The following is a 13,891-nucleotide window of genomic DNA, read 5'->3' on the forward strand; positions in this document are numbered from 1 at the left end:
ACGCCGCGAGGTGCTCGCGGATCACCGAGCCGAAGGACACGTCCGCCGGGTCGGCGACGTCGATGAGCCGCCGCAGCCGGTGCGCGGCCCGCCGCACCTCGCCGGCCCGCGCGGACGCCTGCGCCGCGGTCAGCGCCAGCCGGGCCCGGCCCGTGCCGGCGGCCTCCTCCGCTCCGGGGACGGCGTCCCACAGCTCCAGCGCCCGCTCGTAGTGCTCGAACGCCTCGGCGGGCGCGCCGAGCCGGTCGGCCTCCCGGCCCGCCCGGACCGACGCCGCGAACGCGCCCGGCAGGTCGTGCGCGGCGAGGCTGTGGTGGGCCAGCTCCGCCGCCGACCCCCGCGTCCCGGCCGGCAGGTCGGCGAGGCGGCGGGCGAAGTCGGCGTGCAGCCGGGTCCGCTCGCCCGGCAGCAGGTCGCCGTAGACGGCCTCGCGCAGCAGCGCGTGCCGGAAGGTGTACCCGGTCCCGTGCGGGACGAGCAGCTGGTGCGACACCACCTCGCGCAGCGCCTCGCCGACCGCCGCCTCGTCCAGCCCGGACACGCGGCGCACCAGCTCGTCGTCGACGCGGCGCCCCGCCACCGCCGCGACCCGCACCACCCGCTGCCCGCCGTCCGACAGCCGCTCCACCCGCGACAGCAGCAGGTCGGCGAGCCCGGACGGCAGCTCCGCCGCGCCGTCCCGCACCTGCGGGTCGGCCGAGTACAGCTCGCCGGCGTAGAAGGGGTTGCCCTCCGAGCGCCGGTGCACCCGGTCCACGACCTCCGCCGTCACGGGCTCGGCGCCGCGCGACAGCTCCGCCAGGTACTCGGCGGTCTCGCCGGGGCCGAACGGCGGCACCTCGACGCCCGTCACGTTCGGCAGCCGCAGCAGCTCCGCCACCACCGGCCGCAGCGGATGCCGCCGGTGCAGGTCGTCCGACCGGTACGTGCCGACGAGGCAGACCCGCTCGCGCTGCAGGACGCGGCAGAGGAACGTCAGCAGGTGCCGGGTCGACCGGTCGGCCCAGTGCAGGTCCTCCAGGACCAGCAGGACGGGCCGGTCCCGCCCGAGCTCGCCGAGCAGCCCCAGCACCGCCCCGAACAGCCGCTGCTGGCCCAGCTCCGACGCCGCGTCGGGGCCGCCGTCGCCGTCCGGCAGCAGGCCCCGCAGCACGGGGCGGCCGCCGAGCGCGGCGCGGACCTCGTCCGCCTCGGGGCCGGCGGCCTGCGCGGCCGTCCACAGCGCGTCCGCGAGCGGAAGGTACGGCATGCTCTCGCCGAGCTCCGCGCACTGCCCGACGAGCACCGCGCAGCCCTTGCCGCGCGCGGCCCGCGTCAGCGCGGACACCAGGTGCGACTTCCCGACGCCCGCGTCGCCGCTGACCAGCACGACGCCCGCGCTGCCGGCGGCCGCCCGCTCCAGCGCGGCGGTCAGCTCCGCGAGCTCGGCCGCCCGGCCGATCAGCACCCTGCTCATTCCGTCGAGTATCCCACCAGGGCGGACATGGACGAGCCCCGGTCCGCGGGGGTGACCGGGGCTCGCAGAACGGGGACCGCGCCTCGTCCTCCGGGACGGCGGCGGGTCAGCCGACCAGGGCGGGGGTCCTGTCGGCCTCCTGCTCCGCGTCCGCCGGGGCCGGCTCGGGCTCGGGGACGGGCAGCACCTTCAGGTAGGCGCGGAGCGTCTCGGCGGCGATCCGCTCCAGCGAGTAGCGGGAGCGGGCGCGGTCGGCGGCGGCGATCGAGTAGCCGTGCAGGGTGGTGTCCTCCGACAGCAGCTGCCGGACCGCGCGGCCGATCACCACCGGCCGCCCCGCCGGGACGTGCAGCCCGGTGATGTGGTCGAGGACCTCGTCGGCGTTCCCGCCGGCCGGGGTCGCGACGACGGGGACGCCGCAGGCCATCGCGGCCAGCGGCACCGAGGGGCACGGCTCGTCCGGGGCCAGGCAGAGCACCAGGTCCGCCGTCCGCAGCAGCTTCGGCAGGTTCTTGTGCGGCAGCCGGCCGAGGAAGATCACCCGGTCGGCGACGTGCAGCTCCTTGGCGAGCATGCGCAGCCGGTGCACGCCCTGGTCGCTCTCCAGGTCCTCGCGCTCGGGGCCGCCGGCGACGGCGAGCTCGGCGTCCGGGACGTGCACGAGGGCGCGCAGCGCGGTCGCGACGTCCCCGGTCTCCAGGTCGTCGCAGACCATCACGAGGCGGCGCCGGTCGCCGTGCGGCATCGCCGGGCCGACCTGCGCGAAGTGGTCGCCGTCCACGCCGTAGGGGACGACCGCGACCGACGGGCGCGGGACGCCCATCCGCACGACCTGGCCGGCCTCCTCCGCGTGCCCGGCGAGCACCACGTCGGCGTCCCGTCCGATGGCCTTCTCGAGGCGGTCGCGGTGCGGGTGCACCCGGCGCCCGGCGCGGCGCTCGGCCGCGGCCACGCCGTGGTAGCTCTGCGCGAACGGAATGCCCAGCTCACGCGCCACGGCGCAGGCGGCGAGCCCGCCGATCCAGCCGTGCGCGTGCACGATGTCGGGACGCCCGGCGCCCGACCAGCGGCGGCGCAGCTCGTCCGCGAAGTCGCGGATGTGCTGCAGCAGCTCCTCATCCGACAGCGGGCGGGCGGGCCCGGCGTCAAGGTGCACGAGCGCGGCGCCCGGCGCGAGCCGGACGCGTCCGCGGGCGGACCTGTCCTGCCGCCGCGCGTAGACCGTGACCTGGTTCGGCTCCCCGTCGGTGGCAAGGGGACGGGTGAGCGAACGAGCGAGATCCCGGACGTGGATTGACTGCAGGTGTTCGCCGTCGAGGTCGGAGGCGGACACGAGAGCGATGTTAAGCGAGCGATGCATGACGGATCCTCCGGGACAACACAGGGGAAGCACGGAGGTATCTGCGTCGTAGACACCTGCTCGGCCAGTTTCATATCCCTCCGGGCTCTCCGTCAAACCTGGCGAAACACCACCGGGCCCGGCTCGGTCCCACCAAACCACCGCCGACCTGCACTGATACCGGGTCCGAACGATCACGGATCCGAAGGGCCCTCGCGGCCCGCGCCGACGCTCCGTTAGGTTCGACCCATGAACGTCGGTGACATCGTGGACGACTTCGAACTGCCCGACGAGACGGGCGAGGCCCGCACCCTCACCGCCCTCCTGGAGAAGGGCCCGGTGGTCCTGTTCTTCTACCCGGCGGCGCTGACCCCCGGCTGCACCGCCGAGGCCTGCCACTTCCGCGACCTGGTCGCCGAGCTCGCCGAGGTGGGCGCCCACCCGGTCGGCATCAGCGCCGACCCGGTCGAGAAGCAGAAGGAGTTCGCCGACAAGCACGCCTTCGGCTACCCCCTCCTGTCCGACCCGTCCGGCGAGGTCCGCGCCCGGTTCGGCGTGAAACGCGGCCTGGCCCTCCTCCCCACCAAACGCCAGACCTTCGTCATCGGCACCGACCGCCGCGTCCTCGCGGTCATCAAGAGCGAAGTCCGCATGAACACCCACGCCGACAAGGCCCTGGAAGCCCTCAAGAAATAACGACGGCCTCCGCTCGCTGCGCTCGCTACGTCCGCCGCGTACCCCACCCCCTCCGGGGTGACGTGGCCGTGATGCGCCTGCGTCCGCCGTGTACTCCACCCCCTCCGGGAGTGACGTGGCCGTGAATGCGCCTCCGTTCGGTCTGCGTGTGCCGTGTGGCCCGCGTCCTTCAGGGTGACGTGGCCGGGGAGGGCCTCTGTCCGGGCTGCGTGCGCCGTGCGGCGGCTGGGGTCAGTGCACTACTGGGAGGGTGATGGTGGAGGGGTGGGCGGGGTCGTGGAAGATCTCCTGGTCGGCGGTGAGCATTTCGGTGGCGGTGCCCATGGGGGCGCCGGTGCCGGGGTTGCGGGCCACGCGGGGGTAGGCGCCGCTCGCGACCTGGACGCGGATGCGGTGGCCGCGGCGGAAGCGGTGGCCGGCGGGCCACAGTTCGACCGCGACCGGGCGGACGCCGTCGGCGTCGGGTTCCGCGGTGCCGGGGACCAGGCGGCGCATGCCCTCGCAGAGGTTGAGGGACTCGCCGTCCGGGGTGACGTCGCAGAGCCGGACGACGAAGTCGGTGTGCTCGCGGTTCGAGCGGATGCGCAGGTCGGCGGTGACCGGCCCGATGATCTCCACGTCCTCGTCGAGGACGGCGGAGGTGTAGGTGAGGACGTCCCGGCGGCGCTCCAGGCGCTTCTGGTCGGTGGACGGCCGGGTCTCGCCGAGCAGCGTCGGCCCGCCGAGGAACGGCGTCGGGTGGTTCGGGTCGTAGCGGTAGGCGTCGGGGTCCGACTCGGGCGGCGCGTCGGGGGAGAGGGCGCCCGCCGGGTGCAGGTGCCAGCGCTCCTCGCGCATGCCGGGGACGGGCCAGTCGGGGAACTCGCGCCACTCGTCCGCGCCGGTGATGTAGAGCCGGACGGGGTTCTCCCGCAGCCCGGACGGGTCGTCCAGCAGGTGGGCGCGGAACCAGGCGATCGAGTCGGCGACCGAGCCGCGCATCATCCGCTGGTCGGCGTGGAACCAGGGGCCGATCGTCAGGTAGGGGCGGCGGCCGGCGGCGCGCAGGGCCGCGTAGTCCTTCATCTGCCAGGGCAGGAAGATGTCGTACCAGCCGCCCGTCATGTTCACCGGCGCGGTGACCTCGGACACGGTGGGGCTGAAGTCGCGCTTGTCCCAGAACGGCGTGTCGGGGCCGTTGACGAGGAGCTCCTGGAAGAAGCGCTGCTGCGCGCCGGTCGCGAGCTTGTCGAGTTCGGCGATCGGCCGCCCGGACAGCGTGGCCCGGCGGGCGCGGCGCGGCGACATGATGCCGGTCGTGATGCCGGACAGCGAGTTCTTCATCCGGGCGGTCAGGTCGACCCAGATCAGCGCGGACTCGAGCGCGAACGTGCCGCCGACGTTGACGGCGTCCCGGAACGTGGACGCGGTGACCTGCATCGACAGGGCCTTCAGCTCCGGCCCGGCCTCCGCGGCGACCGCCCACTGCACGTAGCCGAGGTAGCTCGGGCCGTGCATGGCGAACGTCCCGCCGAACCAGGGCTGTGACGTCAGCCACTCGATCGTGGCCAGGCCGTCCTCGCGCTCGTCGAGGGCCTCGAAGACCCCGCCGGACCCGAACCCGCCGCGGACGCTCTGCACCACGGCCTGGAACCCGTGCGACGCGAACGCCTGCCCGCACATGAGCCCGAACGGGCCGCGCCGCCCGTAGGGGGAGCGGACGAGCACGACGGGCGCCCGGTCGACGTCCACCGGCGCGTACCGGTCGGCCAGCAGCGTGATGCCGTCGGCGGCGGGGACGGCGAGATCTCGCTCGACCGCCACCCGGTGGGGGCCGTTCCGCAGTCCCAGCGCCGTGACCCCCAGCCGGCGCATCATTCCCACGCCTACCACCCGATCGATCGTATCCGCCAGATCGGCCGACCTCGCGGCCACATGTCCCGTGATCCGCCCCGCGGCACTCCGGGTCTTCACTACGATCGGGAACGCGCAATACGGCAAATGGGATCTTACGGACCGCAGTGGTCCGTGTCTGGAGAGTTTCACGCGTCATGGGCACCCTGGGCGACCTGAGCTGGACGCGCGTCGTCGTCGCCGCCGTCGTGATGGCGGCCGCGCTGGCGATCGCGGTCCTCCTGCGGCTGCTGACCGGGCGGCTGACCCGGCGCGCCGGCGACACCCGGTGGGCCTGGGACGACCTCGCCGCCCGCCTCGTCCGGGACCTGGCGATGCCGCTCGCGGTGCTGCTCGGCCTGTGGACGGCGGCGAAGGTCCTGGAACTGCCGCGCGGCACCCTGGACGTGATCGCCAAGGTGCTGACGGCGGTCACGATCCTGGTGGTCTCGCTGGCGCTGGCCCGGCTGATCGCGGCGTCGGTGACCTCGATCGCGATGGCCCGGCAGGGCGTCGCCGCGAACGTCACGATCTTCGCCAACATCACCCGGGTGATCGTGCTCGGCATCGGCGTCCTGGTCATGCTGCAGAGCATCGGGGTGTCGATCACGCCGCTGCTCGGCGCGCTGGGCGTCGGCGGCCTCGCGGTCGCGCTGGCCCTGCAGGACACGCTCGCCAACCTGTTCGCGGGCGTGCACGTCCTCGCGTCCAAGACGATCGAGCCCGGCGACTACATCAAGCTGGCCACCGGCCAGGAGGGCTACGTCGTCGACATCAACTGGCGCAACACCTCCATCCGGACGCTGTCGGACAACATCGAGGTCATCCCGAACCAGCGGTTCTCCGACACGATCCTCACCAACTACCACCGCCCCGCGCAGGACATGTCGGTGCTGGTGTACGCGAAGGTGCACTACGAGGTCGACCTGGACGAGGTCGAGCAGCTGCTCGTCCGCGTCGGCCACGAGGTGATGAAGGACGTCCAGGGCGGCGTCGCCGACTCCAACGTCCTGGTCCGGTTCGACGACTTCAACGACGCCACCGTGGGCTTCCACGTGATCCTGCGGTCCAGCGAGTTCGGCGACCAGTTCGCGATCAAGCACGAGTTCCTCAAGCGCCTGCACCGGACGCTCCGCGAGGAGGGCATCGCGCCGCCCTACTGGCACCACCGCGTGGCCCTGGACGACCCGTCCCGCGCGAACGGCGCGCCGCGCAAGGACGAGCTGGCCTTCTAGCCGGCCGGGCGAGCGTTCACGGCCGGACGAGCGGCATCATCACCTCGTCCACGACCGACGCCACGTAGGCGTCGTCGAGCGGGCCGCCGTCGACGAGGTTGTGGTAGATGATCACGGCCGGGCCGACGTTGGCGATCTGCCGGGTCGCCGCCCCCGGCCGGATCTCGCCGCGCTCGGCGGCCTGCACCAGCGCCGCGTAGAGCAGTTCCCGGACGGGCTGCGACAGCCGGTCGTGGACGACCTCGTGCACGATCCCCTTGCCGTCGCCCGACTCCTCCTTCAGCACCTTGAACGCGGCGCCGCGGCAGGCGAGCAGGGTGTCGCGCGTGCAGGTGAGGATGGTGAGGAGGTCGTCGCGGACCGTGCCGGTGTCCGGCGCGGTCGGCGGCTCGGGCAGGACGTGCTTGAGCGCGTCGGTGATCAGCTCGTCCTTGGACTTCCACCGCCGGTACAGCGCGGCCTTCCCCGTGCGCGCGGCGGTCGCGACGCCCTCCATGGTCAGCTTGGCGTAGCCGACCGTCTCCAGCTGCGCGAACACGGCGTCGAAGATCGCCGCCTCCAGGTCGCCGCCGCGGCGGCGGGTGGCCGGGGTCACGACCCGCTCCCCAAAATAGTGAACGCAAGCGTTCTCTTTTGCGCGAACCGGTGGTACGTTCCCCACATAGTGTACTTCGCCGTTCCTTAAATTCCGGGAAGGTCCCGCCTTGACCTCGTCCGACCATCGGACGGCCGCACTCCCGGAGCCCACCGCTCCGGGGAGCGCCGCCGCCTCCCATCATCGCCCAGGAACCGCCCTGTCCGTCATCGTCGGCTGCCAGCTCATGATCGCCCTGGACACCTCGGTCGTCACCATCGCGCTGCCGGAGGTGCAGCGGGGGTTGGGGCTGTCGACCGGCGGCCTCGCCTGGATCCAGAACGCCTACATGCTCGCGTTCGGCGGCCTGCTGCTCCTCGGCGGCCGCGCCGGGGACGTGTTCGGCCGCCGCCGCACCTTCGCCGCCGGCATCGCGCTGTTCACCGCCGCGTCCCTGCTCGGCGGGCTCGCGGACGCGGGCTGGTGGCTGCTGGCCGCCCGCGCCGCGCAGGGCGTCGCCGCCGCCGTGGCCGCGCCGAGCGCGATGGCGCTGATCGCCGTGACCTTCCAGGGAGCCGCCCGCGTCCGGGCGCTCAGCGTCTTCTCCGCGGTGACCGGCGCCGGCGCCGCGGTCGGCATGCTCGCCGGCGGCGTCCTCACCGAGGCCGGCTCCTGGCGCTGGGTGTTCTTCGTCAACGTCCCGGTCGGCCTCGCCCTGCTGCTGGTCGCGCCGCGCGTCCTCGCCGAGACCGCGCGCCGCCCCGGCCGGTTCGACCTCGGCGGCGCCGCGGCGTCCGTGCTCGGCATGACCGCGCTCGTCTACGCCCTGATCAGGGTCGGCGAGGACGGCTGGCGCGACCGGCCGGCGCTCGCGGCGTTCGGCGCCGCGGCCGTCCTGCTCGCCGCCTTCCTGGCGATCGAGAGGCGGGCCCGGCAGCCGGTCATGCCGCTGTGGCTGCTGACCGGGCGCGACCGCGCCGCCTCCTACCTGACCCAGTTCTGCCTGACCTCGGCGATGTTCGGCGCGTTCTTCTTCCTCACCCAGTACCTGCAGGACGTCCGACACTACGGCCCGCTGCGCGCCGGCGCCGCGTTCGTGCCGATGGTCGGCGTGCAGTTCGCGGTCGTGCGGCTCGCGCCGCGGCTGATGGCGCGCCTCGGCGCCCGGACGCTCGTCATCGCCGGCGCCGCCCTCGTCGGCGCCGGCCTGCTCTGGCTGTCGCGGCTCTCGGCGGGCGACGGCTACGCCACCGGGCTGCTCGTCCCGTTCCTGCTGATGGGCGCGGGCGGCGGCCTGTCCATCATGCCGCTGAACGCGACGATCCTGGCGAGCGTCGACCCCGAGCACTCCGGCGCCGCGTCCGGCGTGGCGCAGACGATGCTGTGGACGGGCGGGTCGCTGGGATCGGCCGCCATGGTCACCGTCTACGGCTCGGCGGTGTCCGGCCGCGACGTCCTGCCGGGGCTGGACGCGGCGTTCACGACCGGCGCGGTGTTCGCCGCCGCCGCGCTGGCCGTGGCCGTGCTCGTGCTGCGCGTGCGCCACTGAGCCGATGGGGCGGGGGTGAGGCCGCCGGTGGGTCAGGCGGGCGGGGGAGCCGCCTCGTCGAACCAGGCGAGGAACCGGGCGTCGCCGAACATCCGGGCCGTGTCGGCGGCGGACGGCGACCCCGCCCGCGGGTCGGCGCCCGCGTCCAGCAGGGCCCGCACCACCCCCGCCTCCTTCTTGAACACCGCGCCCGCGAGGGGCCGCTGGCCGCGGTCGTTCGCGCGCTCGGGGTCGGCGCCGCGCGCCGCCAGGGCCCGGACGGTCTCCGGGTGCCCGTGGTAGGCGGCGAGCATCAGCAGCGTGTCGCCCCGGTCGTTCGCCAGGTTCGCGGGGACCCCGGCGTCGACGTAGCCGACGAGCCGGCGGGTGTCGCCGGCCCGCGCCAGCTCGAACAGCCGGCCGGTGAACTCCTCGGCCTCCGGGTCGGCGCCGACCGCGACCGGGACGCGGCTGTCGGCGGTGAGCAGCCCGCCGAGGCTGTCCTCGCCGTAGGTCAGCCGCTTCTCCAGCGAGACCAGCGCGCCGTCCTCGGGGAACGAGCAGAACCGCACGTCGTCCGCCAGCGACTGCATGATCAGCAGGCCGCGGCCGTGCTCGGCGGACAGCTCGGGCCGCGGGACGCGCTCGGCGTCGAACCCGGTGCCCGAGTCGATCACCTTGATCACGCAGCGGCAGTCCTGGATCGTGGCCCGCACCGTGTAGTCGGCGCCGTGCTCGGCGTGCTTGATCACGTTGGTGCACGCCTCGGTCAGCATCATCTCGATGTCGTCGCGAATGTGGTCCTCGACCCCGAGTGCGGTGAGCGCCGCGTCCAGGAGCCTCCGGGTCGCCGGGACGCTCGCGGCGTCCCGGGGGAGCTGGAGGTCCAGGCTGATTTCCACATCATCTCCGTCCGTCCCCCTAAAACGTGCCCTTTCGGTCACGCTCAAACATCGGGGCGCGGCGCGTAGTCGTCCACGTAGTCCTGTCCCGACAGGGCCTGGATCGCCTCCATGATCTCGTCGGTGACCTGGCGGGCCGCCTTCCCGCGCGGGACGCCGTCGTCGCGTCCGCGGAAGTCCATCGGCGGGCCGATCCGCAGCCCGATCCGGCCCGGTTTCGGGACGGCCCGCCCGCGCGGCTGCACCCGGTCGGTGCCGATGATCGCGACCGGGACGACGGGCGCGCCGGTCCGCATCGCCAGCCGGGCCACGCCCGTCCGGCCCCGGTAGAGGCGCCCGTCGGGGGAGCGGGTGCCCTCCGGGTGGATCGCGAACACGCCGCCGCCGTCCAGCACGGCCGCCGAGGTGTCGAGCGCGTCGAGCGCCGCCCGCCCGCCGGACCGGTCGACCGCGATCGCGCCGACGCTGCGGAAGAACGTCGCGGTGGCGCGCCCCTTCATCCCGGCCCCGGTGAAGTACTCGTGCTTGCCGAGGAAGTGGACCCGCCGCGGCACGATCAGCGGCAGCACGAACGAGTCGAGGAACGCCAGGTGGTTCGCGGCGAGGATCACCGGGCCGATCCGCGGGACGTGCCGCAGACCGCTCACCCGGGGAAGGAAGGCGACGCGCATCGCGGGTCCTAAGACGACGTACTTCATCAGCGGGTAGATAAGCCGTTCGGGATCCATGTCCGAGAAGGCTATGGGCGCCGCCGCCCCCGCCGCCGGTGGCGCCCGATACAAACCCGCAGGCCCGGATCTTGTAGGAATCCGCTATGGCGGGGGGCGGGGCGCCGTCAGCCGCTCGCCGCGGCCGCGTTCAGCTGCCGGATCACCTTCCGGACGGCGGGCGCCGCCGGCCCGCTGCGCGCCGTCAGCTCCTCGATCCGGCGCCGGTGCCGCCGCCGGTCCGAGCCCGGCAGCACCGACGTCAGCTCGCCCGCCGCCGCCAGCGCCACCGCCGCCGCGTCGTAGCTGTTCACGTGCGCCACCGGACGCCCCCGCAGCGCCGACGACGCCCCGCCCCACAGCGCTTTCACGACCCGCGGATCCTTCACGGTGACCTCCCGGTGCGGGAACAGCCCGAGGATCCGGCGCCCCCGCACCCGGATCCAGCCGTCCCGCACCAGCTCCTCGCGCACCGCCGCCACGATCGGCCTGGCGTCCTTGCGCACCCAGTGCTGCCACGACCGGGGCCGCGACGCGGCGATCTGCGCGAGCACCCCGTACGGGTCGTCGCCCGGCGTCCCCGGGACGGGCCTGCGCCGCTCCTCGCCGAGCCGCCCGTCCAGGTACAGCTCGGTCAGCGCGGCGGCGCGCAGCACGTAGCCGAGCCGCGCGCCGCCCTTGGTCATCCTCTGCTTCCTCAGGTCGTACGCCAGCAGGTACATGCGCGCCGGCAGCGACTCCGGAACCTCGACCATGGCTAATCCTCGCCCCCGCCCTCCGGCGGGTCGTTCCCGTCTTCCCCGTCCCCGGGACGCTCCGCCTTGCGCGGGCGCCCGGGCCTTCGCATCCGTCCCGCCGACCCGGGCATCCGGCCCGCGTCGGCGAGGGCCTGCCGCAGCAGGAACTCGATCTGCGCGTTGGTGCTGCGCAGCTCGTCGCCCGCCCACCGGGCCAGCGCGTCGTGGACGGCCGGGTCGAGCCGCAGCAGGATCTTCTTCCGTTCCGCCACTGGTTCCGGCTACTGGTAGAGGGTGCCGGTGTTGACCACCGGCTGGGCGTCCCGGTCGGCGCACAGCACGACCAGCAGGTTGCTGACCATCGCCGCCTTGCGCTCCTCGTCCAGGTCGACCACGTTCTCCTCGTCCAGCCGGTCGAGCGCGAGCTGGACCATGCCGACCGCGCCCTCGACGATCCGCTGCCGCGCCGCCACGACCGCGCCCGCCTGCTGCCGGCGCAGCATCGCCTGGGCGATCTCCGGCGCGTACGCCAGCCGGGTGATCCGCGACTCGATGATCACCACGCCGGCGGAGGCGACCCGCTGCGCCAGCTCCTCCGACAGCTGCGCGGTGATCTCGTCGGCGTTGTCGCGCAGCGACGTCCGGTCGGCGGCGTCGTAGGGGAAGCTGCCCGCGATGTGCCGGACGGCCGCCTCCGTCTGGAACGCGACGAACTCCACGAAGTCGTCGACCTCGAACACGGCCCGCGCGGTGTCGGCGACCTGCCACACCACCACGGCGGAGATCTCGATCGGGTTCCCGTCCAGGTCGTTGACCTTGGCCAGGCCCGTCTCGTGGTTGCGGATCCGGGTGGACACCCTGCGCCGCTCGGTCAGCGGGTTCACCCACCGCAGCCCGTCGGTGCGGACCGTCCCCGAGTACCGGCCGAGCAGCTGCAGCACGCGCGCCTCGCCCGGCGCGACCGGCGTCAGCCCGGCCAGGACGATCAGCCCGGCCAGGGCCAGCAGCGAGCCCACCGTGACCCCGGTGGCGATGGCGGCGCCCCCGCCGGCCAGGACGCCGAGGCCGATCGCCGCGCCGCCCACCGCGATCCACAGCACGCCGACGCCGAGCATCGTCCACCCGCCGCGGTCCCGCGCCGGCCGCTCCTCGATCTTCGGTCGCGGCATCTGCACCGCGGCCCCCGTGTCCGCCATGTCGTCCTCCTCCTTGGTTATCATCAACATGGCAAAGTGATATCACATTTACCAGCGGAGGGGGACGCCGGGCGGGCTCAGGGGGCGGGCTCGGCCGCGGGGACGAGGCCGGGCTCCTCCTCCGCGTCCTCGATGACCTTGGGGACGTTGCGCAGCGTCACCAGGGCGAAGACGGCCACCAGCGCGGCGAAGACGGCGCTGAGGACCAGCGCGGCGTGCATGCCGGTCACGAAGGCCTCCCGCGCGGCCTCGGCGACCTGCCCCGCGAGGGACCCGGGGAGCCGCGCGGCGGCCTGCAGGGCGGCGGCCAGGGAGTCGCGGGCGGCGGACGCCGCCGGGGCCGGGAGGCCGGCGGGCAGGTCCAGGACGTTGCGGTACACCGCGGTCAGGACGCTGCCGAGGATCGCCATGCCGAGCGCGCCGCCCAGCTCGGTCGCCGTCTCGGCGATCGCCGACGCCGAACCCGAGCGCTCCTTCGGCACGGACGCGAGCACGGTGTCGGCGGTGACCGTCATCGCCAGCCCCATCCCGAGCCCGGCCAGCAGCATGGCCGGGAGCATCACCGTCCAGTACGAGGAGTGCAGGCCGACGACCAGGTAGAGGGAGAAGGCGCCGGCCGAGACCAGCATCCCGGTCGCGACGACGCGGGCGCGGCCGATCGCACTGATCAGCGGCGGGGCGAGCGCGGCGCCGCCGATCATGGCGCCGACGGCGCCGGGCAGCCCGGCCAGGCCCGCCTTCAGCGGCGACCAGCCGAGCGCGAGCTGGAAGAACAGCGAGAAGATCAGCGACTGGGCGACCAGCGTGAACATCGCGATCATGTTGGTGGCGACGGACCCGGCGAACGCGGCGCGGCGGAACAGCCGGATGTCGATCAGCGGCTCGGCCACCCGGGTCTGCCGGACGATGAACGCGGCCAGCGCCGCCAGCCCGACCGCCAGCGCGAGGTAGATCCGGGTCTCGTCCAGGCCGTGCGCGGCGGCCTCCTTGATCGCGTACACCACGCCGAGCACGCCGGCAACCGACAGCGGGACGCTCGGCAGGTCCAGCCGGCCGGGGACGGGGTTGCGCGACTCGGGCAGCACGACGGCGCCGGCGACCAGCACCACGGCCATGATCGGCACGTTGATCATGAAGACGGAGCCCCACCAGAAGTGGTCCAGCAGCGCGCCCGCGACGACCGGGCCGAGGCCGACGGCGAGGCCGGCGACGCCGCTGAACGCGCCGATGGCGGCCGTCCGCTCCTTCGGCTCGGGGAACGCCCGGCGGATCAGCGACAGGCCGGACGGCATCAGCGTCGCCCCCGCCACGCCGAGCAGCGCGCGCGCCGCGATCAGCAGCTCCGCGCTCGGCGCGTAGGCGGTCACCGCGGACGCGGCGGCGAACACGGCCGCGCCGATCAGCAGCAGCTTCTTGTGCCCGATCCGGTCGCCGATGCCGCCCATGGTGATCAGCAGGCCGGCGAGCGTGAACCCGTAGGCGTCGGCGATCCACAGGATCTGGGTGGCGGACGGGTCGAGGTCCGCGCTGAGGTGCGGGACGGCCTGGTTCAGCGCGGTCAGGTCGATGTTCGGCACGAGCGCGCCCAGCAGGCAGATCGCGAACGTGCCCCATTTGCGGGCTGAGGAGTTCATGCCCGCAACGGTCGC

General features: G+C 74.1%; 12 protein-coding genes and 1 pseudogene. 3 read left to right on the forward strand and 10 right to left on the reverse strand.

Annotated features, from left to right (window positions below; translation table 11 throughout):
* Positions 1-991: 991 nt before the first annotated feature.
* Both ABFX46_RS43525 and ABFX46_RS16040 read right to left on the reverse strand, forming a co-directional pair.
* Positions 992-1,456: pseudogene (locus ABFX46_RS43525) on the reverse strand (ATP-binding protein); the annotation flags it as partial.
* Between the two features lie 106 nt (positions 1,457-1,562).
* Positions 1,563-2,789 (reverse strand): glycosyltransferase, encoded by a 1,227-nt coding sequence (locus ABFX46_RS16040; RefSeq protein ID WP_346042938.1) that lies wholly within the window; start codon positions 2,787-2,789, stop codon positions 1,563-1,565.
* 255 nt (positions 2,790-3,044) lie between these two features.
* On the opposite strand from ABFX46_RS16040, the gene ABFX46_RS16045 reads away from it, so the two are divergent.
* Complete coding sequence (locus ABFX46_RS16045; protein ID WP_346042939.1) at positions 3,045-3,491, forward strand: peroxiredoxin; 447 nt, start codon at positions 3,045-3,047, stop codon at positions 3,489-3,491.
* A 231-nt stretch (positions 3,492-3,722) separates the two neighbouring features.
* Here ABFX46_RS16045 and ABFX46_RS16050 read toward each other — a convergent pair whose 3' ends face one another.
* Positions 3,723-5,363 (reverse strand): CocE/NonD family hydrolase, encoded by a 1,641-nt coding sequence (locus ABFX46_RS16050; RefSeq protein WP_346042941.1) that lies wholly within the window; start codon positions 5,361-5,363, stop codon positions 3,723-3,725.
* A gap of 158 nt (positions 5,364-5,521) precedes the next feature.
* Between ABFX46_RS16050 and ABFX46_RS16055 the strand changes: the two genes are divergently transcribed.
* Entirely contained in the window at positions 5,522-6,598 is a 1,077-nt protein-coding gene (locus ABFX46_RS16055; RefSeq protein ID WP_346042943.1) for a mechanosensitive ion channel family protein, read from the forward strand.
* Positions 6,599-6,614: 16 nt separating this feature from the next.
* Here the strand turns inward: ABFX46_RS16055 and ABFX46_RS16060 are convergent, their stop codons facing one another.
* The gene (locus ABFX46_RS16060; RefSeq protein WP_346042945.1) at positions 6,615-7,193 is read right to left on the reverse strand and encodes a TetR/AcrR family transcriptional regulator; all 579 of its coding nucleotides are present in this window, start codon (positions 7,191-7,193) and stop codon (positions 6,615-6,617) included.
* A 109-nt stretch (positions 7,194-7,302) separates the two neighbouring features.
* Here ABFX46_RS16060 and ABFX46_RS16065 point away from each other — a divergent pair, with 109 nt between their 5' ends.
* The gene (locus ABFX46_RS16065) at positions 7,303-8,721 is read left to right on the forward strand and encodes an MFS transporter (protein ID WP_346042947.1); all 1,419 of its coding nucleotides are present in this window, start codon (positions 7,303-7,305) and stop codon (positions 8,719-8,721) included.
* 32 nt (positions 8,722-8,753) lie between these two features.
* On the opposite strand, the gene ABFX46_RS43530 is transcribed toward ABFX46_RS16065, so the two are convergent.
* From ABFX46_RS43530 to ABFX46_RS16100, 6 genes are all read right to left on the reverse strand, one after another.
* Complete coding sequence (locus tag ABFX46_RS43530; RefSeq protein WP_428831266.1) at positions 8,754-9,602, reverse strand: ATP-binding protein; 849 nt, start codon at positions 9,600-9,602, stop codon at positions 8,754-8,756.
* A gap of 44 nt (positions 9,603-9,646) precedes the next feature.
* Positions 9,647-10,330, reverse strand: a complete 684-nt coding sequence (locus ABFX46_RS16080) for a lysophospholipid acyltransferase family protein (protein WP_346042949.1) — start codon at positions 10,328-10,330, stop codon at positions 9,647-9,649.
* Between the two features lie 107 nt (positions 10,331-10,437).
* Positions 10,438-11,064 carry a GOLPH3/VPS74 family protein gene (locus tag ABFX46_RS16085; protein WP_346042951.1) on the reverse strand — a complete coding sequence of 209 codons (627 nt, stop codon included), beginning with the start codon at positions 11,062-11,064 and terminating at the stop codon, positions 10,438-10,440.
* A gap of 2 nt (positions 11,065-11,066) precedes the next feature.
* Positions 11,067-11,318 (reverse strand): hypothetical protein, encoded by a 252-nt coding sequence (locus tag ABFX46_RS16090; protein WP_163059770.1) that lies wholly within the window; start codon positions 11,316-11,318, stop codon positions 11,067-11,069.
* 9 nt (positions 11,319-11,327) lie between these two features.
* Positions 11,328-12,242 (reverse strand): SPFH domain-containing protein, encoded by a 915-nt coding sequence (locus tag ABFX46_RS16095; RefSeq protein ID WP_346042953.1) that lies wholly within the window; start codon positions 12,240-12,242, stop codon positions 11,328-11,330.
* A 77-nt stretch (positions 12,243-12,319) separates the two neighbouring features.
* Complete coding sequence (locus ABFX46_RS16100; protein WP_346042955.1) at positions 12,320-13,876, reverse strand: MFS transporter; 1,557 nt, start codon at positions 13,874-13,876, stop codon at positions 12,320-12,322.
* Positions 13,877-13,891: the final 15 nt, after the last annotated feature.

It is taken from the genome of Actinomadura chokoriensis (genome assembly GCF_039529475.1).
Lineage (GTDB): Bacteria > Actinomycetota > Actinomycetes > Streptosporangiales > Streptosporangiaceae > Spirillospora > Spirillospora bangladeshensis.